A 24055-nucleotide genomic window follows, 5' to 3' on the forward strand; every position below is an offset into this window, starting at 1 on the left:
GGGCAAATTCACTAAAATTTGCTAAAATAAGCGGCACTTTTTACCAAAGGCGCACCCGATGACCCAAATCAGTAACCAAGAAATCGAAAAAACATTACGCAACTCAGAGTGCCTTATCAGCAGTATCGAAGTAGCCGCTGCTTATGAGCGCCTAGCCGCTCAGCTCAATCTACACTACGCTGGTCTGAACCCAATTGTAATGGTTGTTATGAATGGCGGATTGATTCCAGCTGGCCAGTTACTTACCCACCTGACGTTCTATCATCGTATGCACTATATCCATGCGACGCGTTATCGTGACAACGAAGGTACTAATGACCTTGACTGGAAGTTCAAGCCTGACGTGAGCATTGAGGGCGAGCACGTATTGTTGATTGATGATATTTTTGACGAAGGTATTACCCTAAAAGCCGTTGTCGAAGAGCTAAGCAAAGAAAAACCGTTATCACTTGAGTGCTGTGTACTATTAAACAAAGAACACGAGCGTAAAGTTGCAGATTTTGACGTTGATTTTGTAGGTATTAACGTGGCTGATCGTTATGTGTATGGCTGCGGTATGGATTTCCACGGTTACTTGCGTCACCTACCAGGTATTTATGCCATCAAAGAAGATAAAGTGTAATCCTTGTATTCTTTGAAATGTGTCAATCATAAAAAAGCATCCAACTTGGATGCTTTTTTATTGTACGAAAAACAGAATAAATACTACAATAGCTAAAACTGCAAGGCTAAACCAGTATGACGCTCCGTTGGTGTCTTAACTGTTATTTCAAAAGCATGTTTGGTGCTATATATCGTCACCTTTTTCTTGGCACGCGTGACTGCTGTATAAATAAGCTCTTTGCTCAGTAATCTAGTATGGCTGTTGTCAAAAGTAATTGCCACATGATCAAACTCAGACCCCTGTGACTTATGGATAGTCATTGCATATGCTGTAGCAATTAGTTCCTCATTCAGTAAGTTGACCGCAATCCCTTGCGTCTTATTTTCAAAAAACACCTCTAACCGGCTCTTATCATCTGAGGTTTGTAAACAAAACCCAATATCACCATTAAATAGTCCTAACTCATAATTGTTCTGTAGCACCATGATTGGGCGACCATGAAACCATGTGTTTTGACCGAGTGGTAGTTTTAGCTCAGTCAGATGCCACTGGGTAAGATAATTATTAATATAATGATCGCCCCATTCTCCACTATGACCAGCACTCAAAATTCTAAATTCGTTGAAGGTTTCTGTTAGTGATGCGACTGTAGTTTTTACCGAATGTGGTACAGATTTTTCTACCGGGACTTCTAAAAGACTCTCTACTTTTCTTAGATAGTTTTTATAACTCTCTGTTACTTTCAAAACATTTTTTTCATTGCTTAGGCTATTTACTAGTTTGTTACCTTTAGAGTCTTCTGTCTGGATCGTATTTATATGTTGAAAGTTCAATGCGTTATCATTTTTTAGGAGTTGCCAAATTGCTTTTGTGTCTGCTTTTGTATTGTTGATTTCGTAAGCTAATCTTCCGATACCTGAATCGGCACTAAATCGGCGACTTTCAGTTAACTCCGCATGTATAGGTTGTAGTAATGGAATGCGGCACAGGTCTGCCAATACTGCTCCTGCATCGACTGCTGCTAGTTGATTGGCGTCTCCTAATAATATAAGTCTTGCGCCTGGTTTTACCGCACTGACAAGATAATTTGCAAGCTCAACCCCTAACATTGATGCCTCGTCAACGATAATGATATCTTCGCCCAGTGGATTATCAGCACCATAGCGTGGACTACCCGTTCGACCAATACCTAATAAACGATGAATCGTTTTCGCTTCTTGCAATTGCAGCTTTACATCTGCTGCATCTAGAGCCACTTGTAGAGACTCTTGCATACGCTGCGCTGCTTTCCCAGTTGGTGCTGCTAACGCTAAGCTGGCACTATCTGTACTAAATATAATATTCTCTTCAGTACCCCTACCCTCTGAAGCCTGTTGTAGTGCGATCACTAGTTGAGCCACAGTATATGTCTTGCCCGTGCCTGGGCCACCGGTAATAATACTAAACGCGTTATTGTTAGCGACATTAATCGCCTTTATCTGATTTTCGTGAAGACTTTCAGGTATTGTTATTTGTAGAGGGCTTACTTGTTGATTCAAAATATTGTTGATATTTTTTGCTAAATTAAATTCAGCCTGCCACGCACGATGAAGCCAAAAAGTTATAGACCTTCCTGCACTTTTGTTGCAGATTTCTTTGTATATAATTGGTTTATTTTTTTTGCTTAGGCTATTTTTATTATTATTGCTACTAGTTTCAACTTTTTCGAACAAAGCATGAACATTAATTAAATGCATGAAAGAAACTAAATCCATATCTCTTAGTACTTGATATAGCATAGCAATCGTATCAAAACGCTTGTTTAGCATGTCCTTTTCATGGTTACTGAGCGAGAGCTGTGTCCAAAGCTGATCTCGCTTACTAAATAAAGTATCTAATAAATCAAACAAGGACATTTCGGCGCCAGCGTCATCACTTGGCTGTACATCATCTATCAGAACAAAAAGCGGCATAGCTAGCATTTCCAATAACTGTTGCTGCCAGCCATATAGCGTGACTACTTCATGGTTAATTTGACCTTGTAACGGTACTTCATGCTCAATAGCGGTGACAGTCAATACAGTATGCCCCTCCTCTAAATGAGTTGCTAGTATCATAAATAAAGCAGTAAATAAGTAGCTGTCTTCTAACTTATCGGTTGGATCATCGGTTAGGCTGCTACCAGTATCAGCTTCTATATCTATCGCTTGATACGCTGAGTAGGTTTGCCCGCGACGCAGTAGAATATAGTCACTAATAGTATTGGCCCAGCTTTGTTGTAGGCCAACCGTCGCTTTGCTTTTGTTGTTGCTCTTGTTACTCATGATATGTCTCTGTGATGATCTGGTGAATCAATATAATGTTTTTGGGTATCAAATCGTTGTACAGAGCCCACTAGTCAGGCATGCCAAACAGCGCATCCAACCCCTTAATAAAATCAATTGGAATATCCCAAATAACGAGCCCATAGCGACCGTTGTAGGGTGATTCGCTCGTTTCATTAGCCGCTTGCGATACGGTAGCAGCTGCTTGACCGTTGGGGTTATATACCCCTCGTAGGAAGATATACTCTACCGCTCCCAAATACTTGTCCTCATTACCCGCATAATCAGCGATTCTCATTGAAAGGAATCGATGTAATGCTACTTGGTAAATCGCTGCTTGTAGCCAGTAGCCTGCTTTAGACATGGCTTTTTTGAGTGTACTTTCATTATAATCGCTTAGGCTATTTCCTAAATAATTACTCTTATAATCGACTACGTAATACTTGCCAGCATGTTCATAAACCAAGTCAATCTCACCGCGCAAGTAACGATACAAGTGCGTTCTATTTTGCGGCACGAGATTGACATGTTTGTCTGTGTCATCCGGTAGATACTGTTGAAACAGTTTACTGATATCCTCTGCTTTAAAGCGCTCTGACAGTCCCATATTGAATTCTAACTCGGCAAAACGCTGTCCTGCATCCAGAGCACATAAGGGTTGATTGGACGCCAATAAGGGGGTATTTAGTACCTCTTCAATCCAAGCAATCAACGCCTCGTGCTTCGTTGTATCTATTGCGTCAGCGTTAAGTGAGACAGCACTCTCTTCTCGGTTGCCTTGTGCTCTACGGCTTTGATATTCAGCACTACTATACACCAGCGGTAGCTGATAACTACTGATAGCTCTATCGATCACGCCAGACCACTGCAATTTGTTATTAAAGTCAATTTTTTCGAATATCTCATGCAAAAACGTACCTGCATTAGCGCCTTTTATGAAGGTAAAGCGAATATCGTCTTCAGACTTGAGACTCATCTCATCAATTTTGTCGAGAGACGCATTACTATTAAGGCTACTATTAGGATAAGACTCAGCCAATCCAGCAGTGTCTGCCATATCAATATCTATCGCATCATCAATACGCTCATCTACGACAGCCATTGCTTGCGTTGATTCATCTAGCTGACGAGCTAACGCCGTAAAGCTGGTCTTAGCCCAACCATAAAAATAGCTCGTTTTCATGACATCAGTGAAGGCGGCATACTCAATAGTTTCTGTCGTGGGTGCGATGGTAAGCTTGGTATCTGTTGACTTTACTGTTTTAGCATAATGACTATTATAAAACTCATTGATATTATGCCCTCTAAGCATGCCTATCGTGCCTTTTAGCCTGTCAGGTAATTCAAATTTTGCGTCTGGAGAGTCAAACCAATAAAATACTGGTTTTAGCTCAAACCCTGCTTTATTGCTAGGATCTCGCAACACTACATAGAGCTGTTCGCTAGCCCGCGTAAATGCCACATATCCAAGCCGGCGCAGCTCATCAAAACCTTCATTTGTCTCGATATCAGTGAAGTAAGCTTCTTTAGTGGCAGACCCTTGTAACGCAGAAAAACGGCGCTGATTACCTATTGACTGATCTTCTGTGGATTGCTGTACTAACGCTGAAGGCGATTGCTGAGCGTTATACAGGTACAGACCATACTCTTCTTTGTTGCCTGATTTCCTACTGGCGTCTCCCATACCCAGTACATAGACTATCGGAAACTCCAGTCCTTTTGACTTATGAATAGTCATCAGCTGCACGCCAGACTCTGTCGGTAGCGGATACTGCTTCGCCCAATCACTATTGGGTGCGGTCTCTATGTGCTGTCTAAACCAAGCTAATAGCTCATGCTCACCCATGCCTAAGCCATACTGTGCCAATACATCCATCACATGGCGTAAATCCATGATATGTCGATCACCTTCTGGATGAGCGGCTAGAACTTGCCAAACGCCTTGTGACTGTATCGGGCTTCTATCCAATAAATAGTGCAGCGCTGACAATATACCAAAATGCTGCCAACGCTGTGCCCCTTCCTTCAAATAAGTAATAAAATCCTGATAGCTCTTTTTATATTCTATGTTTCGAACATCGCTACTATTTGGATTGATACTATTAAGTCTGTCATCACTCTCAACCACACCTGATTCATGATCCGTCATCATAGCTTGAACATCTTTGATGCTCAGTCCGTACAGATGGCTGGTCAACACTCGATTAATCATGTCATGACGATACGGGTATAGCATGGCACTAAGTAGCGCTGCGATATCTTCTGCCATGATCGTTTCAAAGATGCTGACGTCGCTGGTGGTCAAGGTTGGCACGCCCAGTTTGACTAGCTCATCTTCAACCTGTTTTAGGTCTTTTTTGGTACGGGCTAGCACCCCAATATCACTGGGCTGAATCGGCTGATCGTTTAATGTCTGACCACTACTGAGCAAGCTAGCAATATGACGTGCGGTGATTTCATACTCATCATAGTCAAGCTCGCTATCTTTTTCATTAGGCAAGTGTAGTACACTCACTGGCTGAGTAGAGAGTACCTCTGTCATCAAACCACTATCTTTTGCGTCTGAATTCTTAAACCAAGACAATTCACTCTGCTTTTTTGCGGCTTTGCTGTGCTGATAATAAATACCACTACCTAGCTGCGCCAGCTTGTTCTCAGCAATTGTTGCTGTAGGTATACCAAACCAGCAGTTGAGGGCATTAATCAAACTGAGAGTGGAGCGCCGGTTAGTGTTGAGCGTCCAAATGGTACTTTTGTCAAACTGCGCTTTCATATAATTATAGTTGGTCACGTCACCGCCACGAAACCCGTAGATCGCCTGCTTTGGGTCACCAACCAGTAGCAAAAACTCATGGTTGGATTTTTTGGTGGTGGATTGCTTGTCATTATCCGACTGTTTGCGTTTACTCTTTGGCAAGTAAATACTTTCAATCATAATGGCCTGCTCGCCATTGATGTCTTGCGACTCATCAATTAATGCAATGGGGTAATGATGACGTATATAACGCGCCAGCTTATCGCCTTGTCGACCTGTTAATGCTTGGTTTAAGCGCACCATTTGTAGACTAAATGTGGTCTCTCCTCGCTCCTCTAAAATCACTGGCAGTCTATTGCGTACCGCAAGCACGATATGACGATTAAGATTGGCTAAAACCAATAAGATATGCTGATTTAACCCTTCAATCATATCTAAAAGCACCATCAACTTACTGATGGTCTCTAGCTCAAAGAGGGATTGATGCTCTTTTTCTCTATTCTTATTGAAATTCTTAATTTTGCCATCTTCATTTGGATATCTGGCATCCTGCAACGACGTTAAGATCTTATTTTCACGTTCATTCAAATAGCTGTTAAATATCAGCTGATATTGGACTACTTTTTGATGAACATCGACAAGAGCATCAAAATGATTGGTTAAATTAGAGTTTCCACGAAATCCTTGAGATTTTCTGTAATCAGGGCTTAGGTAAGGTTGGATATCTGCTAAATCTAACTGGGTAAACTCATAAATAAATTTCTCATACGTAGTGAAATCAAAACCTTGCTCTAGCGTTATCTCATCAATCGGCGCAGAAATAAAATTAAGCGAGCGAGAAACGAATTTTTTATGATCACCTACTGCTGTCAGCTTACCCTGCTGGTCCATAAGCGCATATAGTTTGGGCTGCTCATGATACAAACGGCTTTGAAACTGACGCAGCTCATCGTGAATAATACTGTCCGTAACCTGCTCGATACTACTGTCTTCGATAATCGCCATGCCTTGCTGATAACCCGTTTCGCTACTGTACTCGATCAGCCACTTTTGCGCCAAGCTATCGAGCGTCCCGACGAATAGCTTATCTAACGTCGTTAATACTAATGCAGTGCGCCGAATCGCCTCTGCCATAGGATAGCTATACACATGATCAAGCAAATAACCGACCAAGTGCAGATTCACGGGATCTTGCATGATGCCATCTAGGCGTACATGTTCGGCTTGCTCTATTAACCACTCTTCACGCTGTTTTTTGACTTGTGCGCGCTTTTCTCTAGCCATCTGCTTATCATGGCTAGCATCCTGATTAAACTCATCAACATCTATTTCGGTATTTGATTCGACGCTTGAATCATTGCTTTCCGACTTACCCTTGTTATTATTGTTATCGTTACTGTCAGGCAGCACCTGCAATAGGTTGGGATATAATTTATCTTTATTATTGGTATCTGCACTCAGGTTGTTGACCCACTGTAATAGCTGATAGAACTCTACCAGACGGTCGTGGATGCGCTGACGCATTTCGGCGGCGGCAGCTCGAGTAAAGGTTGTGGCGATGATTTGCTCTGGCGCACGCCGCGCTTCAATCAATAGTCGTAGCACAATGCCAGTCAGCGTCCACGTTTTTCCTGTCCCCGCTGAGGCTTCGATAAGATGCCGACCCGTTAATGCAACAGCAACCGCTGGCGCTATTTCTTCTTTTTCTTCAGCTATAGCCCCTGAGTCACCCAAAACATCTGAATGATCATCAAATAAATTTGGTTGTACAGAAGGTTCAATAATATCGGCTGTATCAGTAAAATCTGTCATATAAGCGCATACTTTTAATTATTATTAATGAGATCAAAAGAATAAAAAAGACACTAAGCACTAGCTATCCAATCCTTTTAGTGCCGTAAGCATCGGCGCATACAACGGCTGCGCCAAGGTGGTTAATGATGCTGATAATGCTCTAAAGGCATCTTGATCACGCAGTACATATTGCCAAATGGCATGCTGAGAGCAAGTGTCGTATACCATGTCTGAGTGATAGCCCGGTCTTAGCCAATCTGAGAAGTCGGCTCGTTTTGGCCAATAGCTGTCGTTTTCATTATCATCTTCTTGCGATTTGGAGCACTTAGCCAGATAATTGAGCGCATACTCAGGCAATAATGTCATGGGAACTTGGCCCGATAGGTTGCCAAAAATCGTCCACTTTATCAGTTCTATCACTGCATCTTCATAGACGATGGGGCTTAGTTTAAATGCGATGAAATCTTTATAGGCACTTACCTGTGAGCTGGGTTTATTAAAGCGCCAAATACTCACGCCGTCATCTAAAGCTATCTGCTCAGCAGTGGTCCGTCTGGCAACCTGCCAATATAAATGCGACAGCCAAAATTTGAGTAAGTGTTTTGGACTGGCAGAATTGGGCAGTATATTCAACCACTGCTTGGGTGATTGCTCAGCATAGGCCGTCGCTGTCTCAATAGCAGCGCTACCATTATGAGTATCTATGGAGACTGATAATGCTAGTGGTTGTGACTGTAGATCTAATTGTGACTTTGATATCGGCACTACCCCTTTAATCTTAAGCTTTTCGGGTAATAGCTTGCACGTTATCTCGTTATCAGTACCATTCAAGATCGTTGGCAGCGCCACCTGAATAGGATGTTCAGCGGTGGGCGTTAGTAACTGTAGGCCTGTAGTATTGTCTGCTACGCCTTCACTTAGCAGGCTACTATCAACAAATCCATTAGCAATTAATTGCTCTTCAAACTCTATGCACTGCTGCTGCAGCTTTTGTTGTTGGTTAGGTAGGGTGGTTTGGCGTGCTACCCCTGCTGGTATGATTTTTTGATACATCAAGGTTGAGATATCTTGCGGAGCAGTATTGTCAGTACGCTTATCAGCCGCCAGCTTATTGATTAAATATTCTTTGATTTGATAAGTCGTTAAGCTGTCCAAAAATAGCGGTTCCTGATGTGCTAATGCATCCTCACCTTGTACCACATGTACCTTTTGGGTACGCAAAAAAGCTTTGGCGGGATGACGTACTTGATATATCAACATACCTTCAACATCGATCTCACCGATGTTGAATACGCTATCAGATACTGCTTGGATAAGCGCTGCTCTATTCATACTGTTAGTATCGCTATTGCCTAAAAGTGTCTCTAGACCCAGCATATCAGCCAATGTAGACATGGTTTGGTCATCTACCTGTCCAAGCTGACCCATACTACGACCAAGCAGCTTAGCTATTGACTCATACTGCGCTTTTGTAGGTAGGCCAATCAGTTGTGGATAATCGCTAGATCTTCTTTTCTGCAGTGTCTCAAACACTGCTTGCCACAGTGGCGCAGGCGGAAATTGTTTTTTCTGAGCCAGTTTGGTTTTGCGCATGGCTTTATTTAGCAACCTATCTAGCTCATCGGCTGCTGCAGTATCAGGGTTACTATCGCTAATATTATGAGACGTATTGCTTGGATCAGCATTGACATTAGACGCATCAGTCTTTCGCTCAGAAACTCCTTCAATATCTACTTCAAACAAACTCTTATGAAAAGGCAGGGCTGGATGCTCAGTAACCAGCCACTGCTTGATGAGCTTTGGTAGATAACGTTTAAGGCTTTCTGTCGTTGGATCGACATCCTCAGACAACGTCTCAAGTGAGTTCACCTGCCACTGTACCTCACCTTGTAAAAACTGTAGCAACTCACTCACTGGGTTGGCAGGTAGGTGTTCATGGGTATCGGTCAAGCTTTGACCATTGTAGAACATCCAGCATGCACTGCGAGCGCATAGCAGGGCATCCAAAAACGCCCCATTGTCGTCATCTTCGCTGACTCGATCACCGCGACGTGAATTGGTTGCTTTCATCAAATCATACCGGTTGTCACGATCACGTCCAGGGAACTCAGAGAGATCCATATTGAGCATCACCACCAGTTCAAAAGGCACGTTTCTGAGCGCCCCAAACCGTCCAAAAGTAATCACTCCAGTAGGCTCCGCACTGACCTGCTGACTCTCAAGCTCAGCTTCGATACTGTCTAGCATAAAGCTCAGCTTTAGTGGCAACTGCTCAACGCCTGCCAGCTTTTGCTCCACTTCTCTGTTGTCAATATCACCACTAGAGTACTGTCTGTAGTGACGATTGGCACGTAAGCTTGATTTAAAACCATTCATCGCATTGTAGATGGCACGCATGGTACGCGTCTGATCGACATCGCCAAAGTAGCGGTGGATCACTTGGGTCTCAATCTGATCTAACCAATCTTCTGCCTTCATTTTTTGTGTATGATCATCACGCCTTGCCACTAAGCCTGTATAGATACGGCAAAGCGCCTCTACAATCATGGCGTCATTTAGGCTGACCTGCGCCAGTGGCAAGCTCATCTCGGGCACAGTAGTATTTGGCCACTCACCCTCCTCTAAAGGGTACAAGCAGTCACTAAGACTCGCTTCTGGCATCACAAGGCCTAAAGTCAATCTGTCTAATGCTTGAGCAAAACTAAAGCGATAATCATAGTCGTTAATATCTAGAGTTTGTTTCAGATGCCATTCATCAAAACCACGGACAAAGCCTGCTTCTAGCAGCAGATCGCAGCCACGGCTCATCTGTTCACGGGTTAATCCAAAACTCTCGAATAAGGGCGGCAGCATCAGCCAGTCTAAAACCTCGGCCGCCTCAAAACGGGCACTATGACTGCCGAGCAGCTTATAAAACCCAATAATCGCTTCCCACAACTGACGAATATCAGCATCGACAACACCCGTCACCTTCGCAGGCAAGGTTAAGCCATCTTGACCCTTGCCACTAACAAAAATAGAGCCAATCAGCGCATGATGACGCTCAACATCTGGCAATAACACCACGATATCTGATATATGGCGTTTTTTCTCACCAGTTTTAATAGGTTCATTGAGCCAACGGCCAATCATAATACGTAGTACTTCAAGCTGACGCTGCAAATTATGACAGGAGTGAATGCTTAGGCTATTGTCTTGAGCAGAGATTGCCCACAAACGATCCTTTTCAAAACGCTTGTTTTCTAGTACGTCATCGTCATACCATGGCGACTCTGGCTCAGCGCTCAACACTATTTGCTCATTTACGGCTTGAGAAACTTTTGTTGCCGCAGCTTGTTGGGTCGATTGCTCGTCAAGCATCAATACGTCATTTTGCAAACGTCGCAATAAACTTGGGCTATTTTGTATGGATTGAGAGCAACCAAAATCAGCCATGCTGTGCTCACTTTCATCACTGATACGGCTCAGATTATCATCAAAACTGTCGTGCCACTCTACTAAATCATCTTGATATTGCTCGTTACCTGATAAATTGGCAAGCATGGCAAAAGTATCACGAGACTGCTTGCCCAGACGTGACAGTAAGCTATGTCCATAATCACGTAAAAATACGCTTTCAGGGTTAATGATTTGCTGGCGCTGTAGCCAAGACTTATCAACAATATCCGCCCAGAATAGCTTAGAAGGATTATAATGTAATAGTGTGATCTTCATATATTTGGACAACTGCTGCAAAAAATCGAGCTCGGTTTGCGGCAGTTGCTGAATAGTAAAAATACGCAATACTTTGGGCAACTGAGCACGCTCATTCGCGTTATTATTTTCCAGAGCTGACCAAAAAGTGTTTTCAATGCTTACGCGGTGTTGATGCACGTCGGCAAACAGATGCGACCATAAGAATCGCTGCGCTGCCTCAAGCTCCACATAATGCACCACCAACCACTCCGGCGTCCCCCGTGCGTACTGATCAAAGCGTAGTGATAACGCATCTTTATCTGCTATCAATGCGTCTACATTGAGTGGCGTATTATGTGACCATAGCGCAAGCCAGTCCTCACGGTGGGTCAAGTAGCGATTAAACACTCTTGCCAAATCACTTGCCAGCTGCCAAATACGGGCGTCTTGTTGTGCCTTATCTTGTTGCGCATTGTCTTGTTGTACGCCCTCTTGCGTCGTTGCTACTTGCGGGTCATCAATCAAGGATGCCAATAGCGGATGTACTGGGTGTGTGTCATCCTTAACAATTGACTCTTGATAGTAAGTGAGATAACCAAACAGACGCCACTGCATCACCGTTGGTGACAACACAGCAACTTCAGGTACATTCAACGTAGCCGCTTCAGGATCTGCTTCTAACAAATAGGCATTGTGCCGGGTGAGCACATCTTGCATGAGTGTCCATTGATACTGACCCCAAAACTTGGTACGCACCAACGTACTAATCCCCGCGCGGCTGGCAATCGTTTTGTCCAACCAATCACCCAATACCATCGAGGGCACAATAACAATAAAGGGCTCAAAAACATGCTGGCTTTTTGACTGGTATTGTTCAAGTAGTTGATCGACAAGGTTTTCGGTACGGTGCGACTGAATGATGGTAAACATAGACAATAATCTGATTAAAGTAGGCGTAGAATATGAATGTTAAGAAAGGCTGTTTATTGTGACTGACAGACTAAAACATACTAGTAAAAGCCTCATGTCAGTAATCAGCCACTGCATGGACAGCGCTGAAAACAACACTCATCAATGCATGTTTGGTAGTCGTTACGGCATGGCATTTCTGCTAGTATATAGGTCGTTATGCTGGTCACAATGAGCAAAAGTCATTATATATATGACCCAAGCGCATTGGTAACGATAGTAATAGATATTGAGAAGATAAAAAATCACTCTATTTATCAGTGTGCCATTGATGGTTATCGTTTGCTAGTATAAATACCAATATTGTAATACCTTGCGACATCTATTGTCGCATTGATCATAAACATAGTTGTAAGTGTTTTGACTATGAAAAGATGAAGGGCGTGGCTTTTTCAAATCAGCTGTTACACCCTATATTAAAACGACACTTTTACGGGGTTATTGAATATTATGCCATTACGTCCTATTGATGCTATTTTTGTCCATCCTAAGCAGCGTTTGTACGTTGTTTATTATCGTGGTGGGCTTTGGTGCCTACCACGTATGAAAATCGATGACAGATCATGGCAAAACAGGCGCCCGTATGTTGATGACAGTCGCTCACTATATCTTAGTATTCACCAAGCTATTAGCGACCCTATACTGGCACAAAAACTACGCACATTAGATTTACCTGCTGCAGTGCGTGGTAGCACGTTATCGCGTTTTGAGTTGTGGTGGGAGACACATGGCTTTAAATGGTTAAAAGACAGACTGACAGCGGGACAATCACCATTAGCAGCTCATCAAGCAATGGGCTTTGAAAGACCGACTGCTAATAAGTTTATTGATGCAAGCGTTCAACCCTCTAATTTCAATACCAATGACAGTTATAGCAATAAAAACGATGAATCGTTAGAATCATCTGCCATAGAAAAGGACGTGTTTGCGGATATGTTGGCAGAGCTAACTGATGAAGTCATGGATCACAAGCTTTAAAGAAACGCTATATCATATATAGTGACTGATACAACTTTTAAGACGAACCCATTAATAGATAGAGAGCAGTAATATATGAAAGACTACAAACTGCTACTGGTTGGACTAATTTCCCTGCTAGTAGCAATTTTTATCGCTCTCTTTACTTGGTTGTGGACCAGTAATTACAAAAATACAGACCCGCTGCCTATCATAACCAGTGAGACGCAACCTGCACCTGCCGCAAACGAAGAAAGCACGGACACCTCCCCTGATAGTACGCTTTCTATTCGTGCAGAACAAAGCCTACAAGTACCGATAGATGACGTTATTGTAAGCTTTGAGTCTCGCTATCCTCATATACAAGTTTTGGCGAATTATATTCCTGCTAATACGTTACTAACGATATCGAACGACGAACGCTCTGATCTTATCTCTGATACAGATATTATTATTGCCAATAACGAGCTGTCCAAAGAGCGTCTCTCGCCCCTACAAGACAAGCTAAAGGCCACTCAACATAGTAGTAATCAAAATCAAACAGGTGCTAATTCGGTCAATAGCAATACGGATAACGATAAGGCTGATAAGGCTGACATTACTGCCAATAGCACCAACAAAGAAGCACGCACGCTAACCTCTTTCAATTATGCTCTAAAAGATGATCAAGCACTTGAAGGTGTGGTTTTGACCGATAATCCTGTTGCCGTTAGTTTCCGTAACTTTTTACTCTCAAGTGCTGGTCAAACTATATTAGAAAAATACGAGTACTATAATATCAATGGCTATGAGAACAGTGTAAATGACTTATTTGAACCATCTTCGCAGGCGAACAAGGCATCCGGTAATAACCCAGTAAATGTCGCTGATGCGCTTGGTAATAGCGAATCGCAATAAATTATTTGTATTTACCTTTTTGCTGATTGCTTTTGTTACTGCTTTTTTCTACAATGTCACTCCATAATGCGCCTATAGCTCAACAGGATAGAGCAGTTGCCTCCTAAGCGATCGATCCGAGTTCGAGTCTTGGTGGGCGCACCACATGAATACACTAAAAAACCCCTTAACTCCCCACAAACGAGGCTTTCAGGGGTTTTTTATTGTCCAAAACTTACCTTATATACCCATAATTACCCCTTGCTTACTGTAATTTTTACAGTATTCTATACAGTATGAGCGCAAAAATACTGTAGAGGATACTGTAAAAATGGCAAAAACCGTCAAACCCCTTACCAATACTCAAGTCGATAAGGCCAAGCCTTTGGACAAACCCTATACCTTAACGGATGGCGGTGGTCTTTATTTACATATTAGCAAGGCCGGCACAAAAGCATGGCGCATTGACTATACGACACCTATCACAAGAAAACGTGTCACAGTAACACTAGGTCAATACCCAGAGATCACTTTAGCAGCTGCAAGACAGATGCGGACTGATATTAAGTATCATCTCGCTAACGGTGATGATCCACGCGATGTCAAAAGAGAGGAAGAGCGTAAGCAATTGCTTGAGTCTAAAAATACGTTTGCTGCTATTGGTGAAGAGTATATGAGCCGTAAGACTCATATCGCCCCCTCTACTATCAAAAATAACTATAGGCAGCTGAAACGGCTAAATGCATACCTTGGTAGCATGCCTATAACTGATATCAAGCCAATGGATGTATTAGAAGCATGTAGATCGGCTGAAGCACAAGGGCTTATTGAGACAGCGATAAAGATGCGTACGATGGCAGGACAAGTATTTAGGTATGCTGTGCAGACTGGACGCTGTGAGCGTGATATTACGCAAGATTTATTGGGTGCATTAAAGACACCAGTCGTACAACATCATGCTACTATCTTAGATACGGATGAGCTTGGTAGATTGCTTAACGATATTGATGAATATCAAGGGTCATTTGAAGTTAGGATCGCTATCAAGCTAATGCCTATGCTTTTCGTAAGGGCTGGCGAGCTACGTTACGCTCTCTGGGATGACTTTGATCTTGATGAAGGCACCTGGACTTTTACGCCAAGAAAAACTCAACGCAGAACTGGCCTATCTCTTATCGTTCCACTTCCTACGCAAGCCATTGCTTTAATACGTGAATTGTCCTTACACGCCCGTAGCCAGTACCTATTCCCAGCTATTCATACGACTGTCCAGCCAATGTCAGAAAACACGATGAATCAAGCTTTGAAGCGGCTTGGCTACAGTGGATCAAAACAGACAGTACATGGGTTTAGAGCCACAGCAAGGACTTTGATTGTAGAGAAGCTAGGTTTTCCTGAAGCATTGGTAGAGCAGCAGCTCGCTCATCGCGTAAGAGACATGCATGGCAGAGCCTATAATCGTACTGTGTTCTTACCAGAGCGCAAAATGATGATGCAGGCATGGGCTGATTACTTAGATGAATTGAAAGCAACTACTGGTTAATAATTGTTACTGCTGTAAAGAAAGAATAATTTGTTATTTAGTTTCTGAGTTAAAAAATTCTGTTATAAGTGGTTCCATTATAGTGGTCTATTAATAGGCTTGAAAGTTGAAGCAATGAGTTCCGCTGGGGTATACCCAAAAATCTCAATAATAATAGTTATTAAACAGTCTCAAAGTACATCACGCGCTAGCTATCGTGATAATTTTTAATAAAAATATCGCTGATTGAAAGATAAAGAGATAAACTATAAACGTTGTAATTCCACCAACGAATGTTTTTAAACAGCGATGAAAGACAACGACTATTAATTGAACCAATTCAATAGAGGATAAGCGATGAAATGGACTGTATTGGTATGTATGCTACCGTTGTTGACTGCTTGCATGAGCATGAAAAATGTAAAAGAATTACCAGCCGAGCTAATTTATCAGCCGCCAGTATCAGACGCAACTGCAACCATCATGGGTAAAATGGAACCACGACATACCAGACTCGTTGGTGATCGTATCGCTTATATCATGGAGATTGATGGTAAGCGTGTACCTAAAGATAAAAAAGAGGCTTACAGCGATACTTGGGATAGTGTCTATCCGATTACAACGGGTGAACATACATTGACCGTCACTTATCGTATGGCTGGACACTATACTCTGCCTACCAAACTTACGTTTGATGCCAAAGCAAACACTAACTATCAGCTGGACTTCGCTACTGATATTGGTACTGCATGGTTTAGTAAAGACAGCTATGTCGATTTTTGGATCAAAGACAAAGCGACAGAAAAACCCGTGACCGAGGTAGTACGAACTGCGCCACCACCTGAGCCGAGGGTTGTTTCTTATCCTGTTATTATTAGTAATTGATAATTTACTTCCATACTTATTCAAGTAATTTTTTTCATGAAAAAGAGAAGGCTGGAAGTAATATGCAGCCTTCTCTTAGTGATTATGATTTAATAAGCTCTGGATCTATAGATTCTAAATAACTACCGTTCTCTTCATAATTTATTAAATTAGAATAACTTATTGTAGGTAGCGGTCTCTTAGTTTAGGATATAAAAAAAGCTACAATATATTAAGTATCATAGCTTTCCTCTCAAATAAATATTAGGTTATAGGTTAATACACTAAATAAAAAGGACATTACGCAACAGGAATATAGATCAGATTACCCTCAAAATAAGGATCTATCCCGTCAGGCTTTGCAAGCGTTGTATCATCAGAATTATCATTAAGTCCATGTGACATAATAAGTCCAGAGCCGTTCTCAAACTCAAACAACACCCCTCGCTCGCTTGGTAAGTCCAGTATTTTAGAGTAAGTCTCAGAAGTCTCTTTGATAATGGTCACTGATTTGACTACTTGATTGAGATAAATACTCCACTCATCATAATCTTTAGCATAAAAAGGAATGGCGTCTTCATCCTCTTCTTGCAACCAGTCATGATGCTCACCATTTTCGTTTCTTTCTACCCACATGTGGACTGTGTTTTGGCTAGGATTACTAGATCCACCAATGACCAATCCATCTTCAAAATAGAATAAAAAAGGCCCTAGTGAACAACAAAAAAAGTCTTTGGGATCCATATAGTAATCTTCAATAAGCTCCTTTTCAGATACATAATTAAACCTAACAATATTGATAAGTTTGCGTCCAACCAAACTTGCCAATAAGCCTGTTAGATTGCTAGGTATGTCCACATCATAAATTGAGGTCGCCATTATCTTTTCTCCGCTATTTTGATTAATGCATTTAACATAGCAATATTCTTATTTGAAGGTTTTTGTTTAGTATAAACTTTTATTGGATCAGCAATAACAACACTGTGATCTTTACCAATTAAAAACTGTAAGTCATCAATTTTTATCTTCTCCTTCACCATTTTGTCTCTGATTAACTTTAACTGGCGCGCGCTCTGAGCATTTAACAAGCTAGTATCTACATTAGCTATTAACTCAACTCCATTTTTCTTGTTATTATATGCAACGATATCTTTTGACCCTTGCGCATAGCGATCCATTATCATCGCAGGTGCGCCATCATGAGTGGTGATTCTAGCGTTGACTACTGGAAAGCCTAGGTCTTTAAGCTGTTGTAGCTTAGCTGCTTCGTCTTGGAGGGCTGACAGTGGCTTACCAGACTTTAGCTTACCGATGACTGTTTTTTCGTCTATGGCATAGACGATCTTGTTGCCACCCGTCCCGATAACGTTGGCTTGTTTGCCCTTCACTATGATAGATGCTAAGTCACAACATTTCGCATTATGAACCCAAACACCCATCTCACCGATATGATAAGTGCTGAAATCTTGTACTTCAAAGTTATAAACTGTATCGGTTTTTTCTAAAGACATTTGACTTACTACGGTGGCTGTCGCTCTTCCATGCTTATCTAACAGCTTCATTCCAGCTTCTAGGATAGATGCTTTACGCCAGCCTTCACCGTCAATCCAAAATGGATGCTCTTCCGTTGTGTTAATGGTTTCTTCTAAGCCATTATTGTGCTTTATTTTAACTTCGTAAATAGGCGCATTAGGCGTGACTTTGGTAGCAATGACAGGGCGATAGTCATATTTGTCACCAAACTCTTCTCTCGACCAAACCAGTTCGCCACGGTTAATGGTTTCGATTGGTTTTAAACCTTGAATAGTATGGATTAACGTGCCAGCGGCGAAACAGTAATCTCCACCACAGATTTGCGCAGGCTTTGAAGCCCCGTTATTACTAGCAGGTTTTACATTTGCTTCAAATGCTTCGGTTAGTAATCTAGCTTTCGCGCCACCAAAGGCTTCTCGCAATATTAATAACTTGTCTGTATCGTTGTCAGCTCTTTGATAAGCCTCTAATGCTCCTACTGGCCATAAGACTATACCTACAGTTGCCGCTATAAGCCTTGCTTCAAGATCACTAAAAATAGGTTTGTTTAGCTCGCCGTTCGCTTTCGCGACTCTAATGTCTGACATTCCATTATTTATAACCGCAATATCGGAACCCTGAGCTGCATCATTGACATCCAACCCATACAACGCTGCTACTGAAGCAGTAATCAGTTTTGTTGTGTTAAGAATAAACGGTTTATCTGCATCAGGAACAAAACTGATGACGTCATTATCATCGTTGATCATATACTGGCGTTTAGACTCAGCCATATAGCTACCAATAGCTTCTCCCAATGCCGAACCCATTGCTCTTGAGCTACAATCTTTACTCGTTACTTGCCCTGCTATGCAGCCTGCCATACCATGAACAATACTTCTAGATAGACCATCCACAAACTTAATATCTGAGAAATTAAAATCACCAATTTGTCCAGCAACTTCTGCAGCCCCTATATCTACAAAAGCGTTTATCAAATTGTTTTTTAGTGCGTCTTGAAAACTAGTACCACTAATAGCTGACTCAATAGCTGCATTGCTTGTACTTTTAGCAACGCCTTGAATAAGTTCATTAGCGAAATCACTATTAGTCATGTTCGGAATATTTAGATTAGCAGTCAATCCAGCTGTCAATGCAGCCGTTGCCATATTGCGTATAGTATCACTACTCGCCATATCTTTTAGCGTTTTACTAATGTCGCCTTTGTTATTAATCAGTGTAATAACCGCTTGCGTCTGCAAAGCAATACCAGCAGCATTAGTAGCTACCATGGATGCGGTAAGGCCACTACCTGCTGGACCTGCTGCGATAGTAATAGCAATAGCGATCAATGCCGCCGCCCCTGGCGTCAATCCCTCTTGCGTATAGTCCCAATTCTTCTGAATCAGATCAACTTGTACCCAGTTGATATCATTGGTCTTATCTAGCGTCGCTAAATACTCATATCCTGGCTGTTTAGACAAATCAAGCGCGATCTTACCCAGCTCAGCTGAACTCTTTTGAATATTCGTTTTGGCTTTATTATTAGCGTCAACAGTAACATCAACGGGCACAGCTACTGTCACACCATTAGGTGAGGTAATGGTTGGTACTTGATTAAACTTAGGCAACGAGGCCGTGGTCACCACACTGCCTTGGTCTACCGTCTTCATCCAAACGGTACTTTCTTTTTCTTGGTTATGCGTGGTGGTGACTTGCTCCTGAACGATTTCTAATATTAACTTGGCGTCTGCTTCTGCATATTTACCAAAGCCGACTTGAATGTCATCACTATTTGACGTGTTAAAGACAGTGCCTTGTAAGACAGTATCGCCACCTGACTTGGTATACGCTTTGCCCCCAACCAACTCTGCTGGCAACTGCGTGATCTCTTGTCTGGTATCGTTGGTATGGTCTTTGTTATAGCGAATACCTAACCAGCTGGATTTTTTCTTGATATCAGTTTCACTAAACTGACGATCCTCGATTTTCCAAAATCCAAGTTCTCTGCCAGCCGTCGCCTTGATACCACCTTCAGGACTGGCATGTAGCTCTGAGCCATAAATGTTGATATCGCTTTCTGCTTTTAAATGGATGTTATTGGCACTGATATCTGTAGTCACAGCGTTACTATTATCTGTAACCTTAGTCGTAGTTTTAACTTTCTTTTTACCATACCAAGTTCGCGATGTAGTTCTTTTTTGTGACCCATCTATAAAGGCGACTTGTGACGCTTCTAAATTTATATCACCCCGAGCAGCATCAATACGCACATTACCGCCAGTAGACTGAATATCGACACTGTTTAGGACGACAGCATTGTTGTCATAAAATCCATCTGATTTGGTGTTTAATGGACGGTTGCCCTTTGCTGCGATCTTGATATCACCTTTTGCGGTCAGTTTGGGCTGATTGATCAGTTGATGATAAGAGTAGTTCGGCCCTGTGACTTTGCCATCTTCAAAATCTCCTTGCTGATAGATGTCTGCAAGTCCTGTGATAACGATGCTGTCATAATTCGTACCAACTGTGTTGCCATTTTCATCTAGTCGGTCTGTAGGTGCCAGATTGCCTTCGGCAAAGATACTGATACCGCTATTATTGCTGGTAATGTCAGCACCTTCAATGAGCACGCCTTGCTTGGCTGCAATCTTAATGTCTTTACCACCTGTCAATGAGACGGCTTTATGTTCAAAGCCTGTTGATGCTTTTTCAGAATTATTCAGTATAAAAGTTAGATTTTTTAAATGTTCATTTAAGGTAGAAATTTTGTTCCTATCTTGCAATGCTCTTTTATATGCTGAATAATTAATTATCCGTTCTCTTTCTTTTTTCATACTATCAAGAACGCGGTAATTTGGGTTATTACGATTATTTTCGTAAGGTATCTGTCTAGAAAGGTACTGCTCTCTTTTTATTAATGCTATACCAGTAGAATAGGTTGCTAGTTCAGTTTCAACTTCTAGTAACTGTACCTTGATCGGCTCAGAGTTATAAGGGGATACATAGTTACTAAAACTGTTTTTAACCCCTTTCAACTCAACACTACCATCAGTAGCAGTGATGTTGATACCAGCCGTAGGGACTGACTTTCCATCGACTAAGGCTACATTACTTCCACTAAATCCTGTTTGGGAGATTAGATCACTGCCTTCAATCAATACTTCTTTACCGCTTAGATTGATATCACCACCAGCAGTCAGCTTGACTACCTGCTCAGAGTCCAGACCTTGGGTACCCGCATATCCTTTTAGATATAGCTGACCCTCACGTGAGGCTAACCTGATATCAGCTCTTTCATTTATATTCAAAACTCTAGGATCAATCTTTAAGTCATCTTTACTAGTGATGATGAGATCATGATATAGCGTATTGACTGCTGTACCATCAGGAAGTTTTTCTAAATTATTAGCTAGCCTATTGATACCTGTATCACCGATCTTGATATTGTCACTAAAAGTGATACCAGCGTCTGAGTTGATAATAACCGCGCCACCTATAAAGTCAGTGTTTTGATGCGCTTGATCAGAGCTACTATTGATAGAAAGAGTTTCGTCCGCCTGTAGGACTGTCTCACCCGCACTATGGAACAGCTCGCTACCAGTCCACTGCATTCCATCATCGATATAACCACCAATGAATGTACTGCTATAATTATTTCCGCGCTGACCATTGGTTATTAGCTGATCACGGCTGTCTAACGATAAGTGTTTATCAGAGTCGAGAGTACTGTTATTGACTCTCATTAAGTTACCTGAGCGCAAACTAGTACTATTTGCTGAGGCAGTCTTACTATTGATAACGTTGAGATGATTGGCAGCATCGATTATCAAGCCATTACTTTCCTTGCTATCAGCGAGTAAATCGGCATTTAAAAGATTGATGTCTCCATCACCATACTGGTTAGGACCACCAAGTTGTTCGGCCTCGGTTTTGGCTATACTGGTCTTTAAGATAATTCCTTGAGCTTTGATATCACTATCAGTCAGATCCAAACCTTCATCACTGTTAATAAGAATAGTGCCTGATGTCGTTAAGTTGCTTGCTGTGATAGACGTTTTACCTTTAGCGCTGATGCTGGCATTGCTGACTTGATCGCTGTTCTTTGATGTGGCGGTCAGTTTATTGATATTGAGATCTTTACCTGATTCAATAGCGATATTGTCTGTGGTCAGTTGACTGCCTGAGATACTGACATTATCAGTTGAAGCCAGTATGGTAGTTTTAGCATCTGTGGTGAGGTTACTAGCAGTGAGCTTACCTTCATTGGCCAAGACGGCTACCGCGCCGCTGTCACTATTGATTTGACTATTGCTAATGACGGAATCCCTACCATCAGTACGTACGATGACGCCATCTTTACCTCGTATATTACTTGTGTAGATAAGGGCACGATCGCCTTCAATATTGAGACTTTTTTCGACATTGATGGGTTGGTTGTTTCTGACGTAAGCCAATCCACCTGCTTTAATATTGGCATTACCTTTTGCTTCAATACCGCCACTACCATCAATACTTAAAACGTTGCCTGCCGTGATATTGAGGTTGTCTGCCTCAACAATACGACTACCAGAGGTTAAGTAAACATTGTTCAATGAGTTAATATTAAGGTCTTTGTCAGATGAAATATTGCTTTTGTTTTTGATATACAGATGACTTGCCGCCTGAGAATTGATATTTACATTATCTAAACCTTTGATTTGACTATTATCAATAATCATGGTGCTTTTGGAATATAAATTTAGCGGTGCACCGTTAGCATTTAAGAGGCTGCTACCCATCACCTGTGAGGATCTATTAGCATTGACTGTGAGACCGCCACTAGAGACCACCTTACTTTTATCACTAATCTTGGTATCATATCCTGAACTGATATAGATATTAGAATTATCAGAAGCGTTGTAGTTACGAATATCAGAGCCATTACTGATATTGACATGCACTTTGGCATCTAGACTTAAGATGTCAGGCGTATACTTTGCTCGACCAGCATTATCGTATTTTCTAACAATACCATCGTTAATATCAATATTTCTATCAGCGTTAATATCGATCATACCGCGTGTTGCAACAATACCACTATGCGCAATATTACCTTGACTACCAGTAGCATTGATACCTATATAACTGTCATACGCGGTGTTTTTTAATTCTCCAGAGTTTTCAATTTTACCTGTGTTATCTAAAATGACTTGTCGTGCACCTTGAATTTTGCCTGCGTTTCTCACACCGAGACCACTTTCTGTACCGATAAGGTTGATAGAGTTGGCATAGATACCGCCAAGGGTACTGACATCGACCGCAAACGTCGGACGAGTTCCTGTTCCTGTAATCTTGGCCGCTGCGCCCGTATCATAGTCGACCGTATTACTACCACTAGCTACACTAATATCTTGATTGGCATGAATCTGACCATTGATTGTTACAGCCCTTGTTAAGACATCCACATAGTTGGCTTGGTTTTTGTTTTTGTTTTTGCCATCATACAGATCACCGCCGAGCGCATTGCCTGTTGCTGCATTATCAAACTGAATTTGACCTTGCTTGACATCAAAGCCAGTCAGGTTACCCGCACTATCAATATTGGGCGTACCTGTGGTCAGTGTCGCGCGATTGGCATTGATAAAGCCACCGCCTTGCACTTGCAGTCCAGAAGGACTCGCGATAATAATATCGGCTCGCTGACCTGCGACCTCAATATTACCTTTTAGCGTCGCTGGGGCACTACTGCGCACTTCATTTAAAATGGTATTGGCAACGCCTTGTGCAAGATATTGGTTACCCGCAATACTGCCCGCTAAGTGTGTATGGGCAGACCCAATACTGTTATTGAGGACAGCTCCGTTACTACCGATATCAAACTGGTTATAGGTATTATGAGATAAACCTTTACTATTGGGAGTGCGGATATTAACAATTGGCGTACCGTTAGCTGATCGTAATAGTGCGGCGCGCTGCGCGACTGAAATGTTACTGGCAGTATTTTGTATTTGAGTGTTTGCGGCTTGCACTTGGGTATAGACCATGCTTTGGCAACATAAGACAGCAAGCACCAAGCGATGATATGAGAAGGATTTGTCAGACTGATGACCTGATGTAGCAACGGTTTTGCGACTGCGATTGTCGCTCCCTGCGGCCTTAGTTTTGCTCTTCGCCGCTTCGCTAACCACCATCATCATGCCACGGGCTTTATTAAATACCACTCTATAACATTGCTTATTCAT

The 24055-nt window shown here is 42.0% G+C and carries 10 protein-coding genes and 1 tRNA gene; 6 read left to right on the forward strand and 5 right to left on the reverse strand.

The window, feature by feature from the left end; all coding sequences use genetic code 11:
* Positions 1–58 precede the first annotated feature (58 nt).
* On the forward strand, positions 59–622 hold the full coding sequence (locus ACTXGL_RS09560) for a hypoxanthine-guanine phosphoribosyltransferase (RefSeq protein WP_319051655.1): 564 nt from the start codon (positions 59–61) through the stop codon (positions 620–622).
* A 92-nt stretch (positions 623–714) separates the two neighbouring features.
* On the opposite strand, the gene recD is transcribed toward ACTXGL_RS09560, so the two are convergent.
* From recD to ACTXGL_RS09575, 3 genes are all read right to left on the reverse strand, one after another.
* Positions 715–2907 carry an exodeoxyribonuclease V subunit alpha gene (gene recD, locus ACTXGL_RS09565; RefSeq protein WP_443526503.1) on the reverse strand — a complete coding sequence of 731 codons (2193 nt, stop codon included), beginning with the start codon at positions 2905–2907 and terminating at the stop codon, positions 715–717.
* Positions 2908–2977: 70 nt separating this feature from the next.
* Positions 2978–7474, reverse strand: coding sequence for a UvrD-helicase domain-containing protein (locus tag ACTXGL_RS09570; RefSeq protein ID WP_443526504.1), 4497 nt, complete (start codon positions 7472–7474; stop codon positions 2978–2980).
* A 60-nt stretch (positions 7475–7534) separates the two neighbouring features.
* On the reverse strand, positions 7535–12061 hold the full coding sequence (locus tag ACTXGL_RS09575) for an exodeoxyribonuclease V subunit gamma (protein ID WP_443526505.1): 4527 nt from the start codon (positions 12059–12061) through the stop codon (positions 7535–7537).
* 489 nt (positions 12062–12550) lie between these two features.
* Between ACTXGL_RS09575 and ACTXGL_RS09580 the strand changes: the two genes are divergently transcribed.
* The 5 genes from ACTXGL_RS09580 (at position 12551) to ACTXGL_RS09600 (ending at position 16340) form a co-directional block, all read left to right on the forward strand.
* Complete coding sequence (locus ACTXGL_RS09580) at positions 12551–13078, forward strand: hypothetical protein (protein ID WP_443526507.1); 528 nt, start codon at positions 12551–12553, stop codon at positions 13076–13078.
* A gap of 75 nt (positions 13079–13153) precedes the next feature.
* Positions 13154–13954 (forward strand): hypothetical protein, encoded by an 801-nt coding sequence (locus ACTXGL_RS09585; protein WP_443526509.1) that lies wholly within the window; start codon positions 13154–13156, stop codon positions 13952–13954.
* Between the two features lie 68 nt (positions 13955–14022).
* A tRNA-Arg gene (locus ACTXGL_RS09590) sits at positions 14023–14098 on the forward strand.
* 166 nt (positions 14099–14264) lie between these two features.
* Positions 14265–15476, forward strand: coding sequence for a tyrosine-type recombinase/integrase (locus tag ACTXGL_RS09595; protein WP_443526511.1), 1212 nt, complete (start codon positions 14265–14267; stop codon positions 15474–15476).
* Between the two features lie 336 nt (positions 15477–15812).
* Positions 15813–16340, forward strand: a complete 528-nt coding sequence (locus ACTXGL_RS09600) for a hypothetical protein (protein WP_443526513.1) — start codon at positions 15813–15815, stop codon at positions 16338–16340.
* A gap of 279 nt (positions 16341–16619) precedes the next feature.
* Here the strand turns inward: ACTXGL_RS09600 and ACTXGL_RS09605 are convergent, their stop codons facing one another.
* On the reverse strand, positions 16620–17198 hold the full coding sequence (locus ACTXGL_RS09605) for a hypothetical protein (RefSeq protein ID WP_443526514.1): 579 nt from the start codon (positions 17196–17198) through the stop codon (positions 16620–16622).
* Entirely contained in the window at positions 17198–24055 is a 6858-nt protein-coding gene (locus tag ACTXGL_RS09610) for a two-partner secretion domain-containing protein (RefSeq protein WP_443526515.1), read from the reverse strand. Before ACTXGL_RS09610 ends, ACTXGL_RS09605 begins: the two co-directional genes overlap by 1 nt.

This window comes from Psychrobacter sp. T6-6 (assembly GCF_052258185.1).
GTDB lineage: Bacteria > Pseudomonadota > Gammaproteobacteria > Pseudomonadales > Moraxellaceae > Psychrobacter.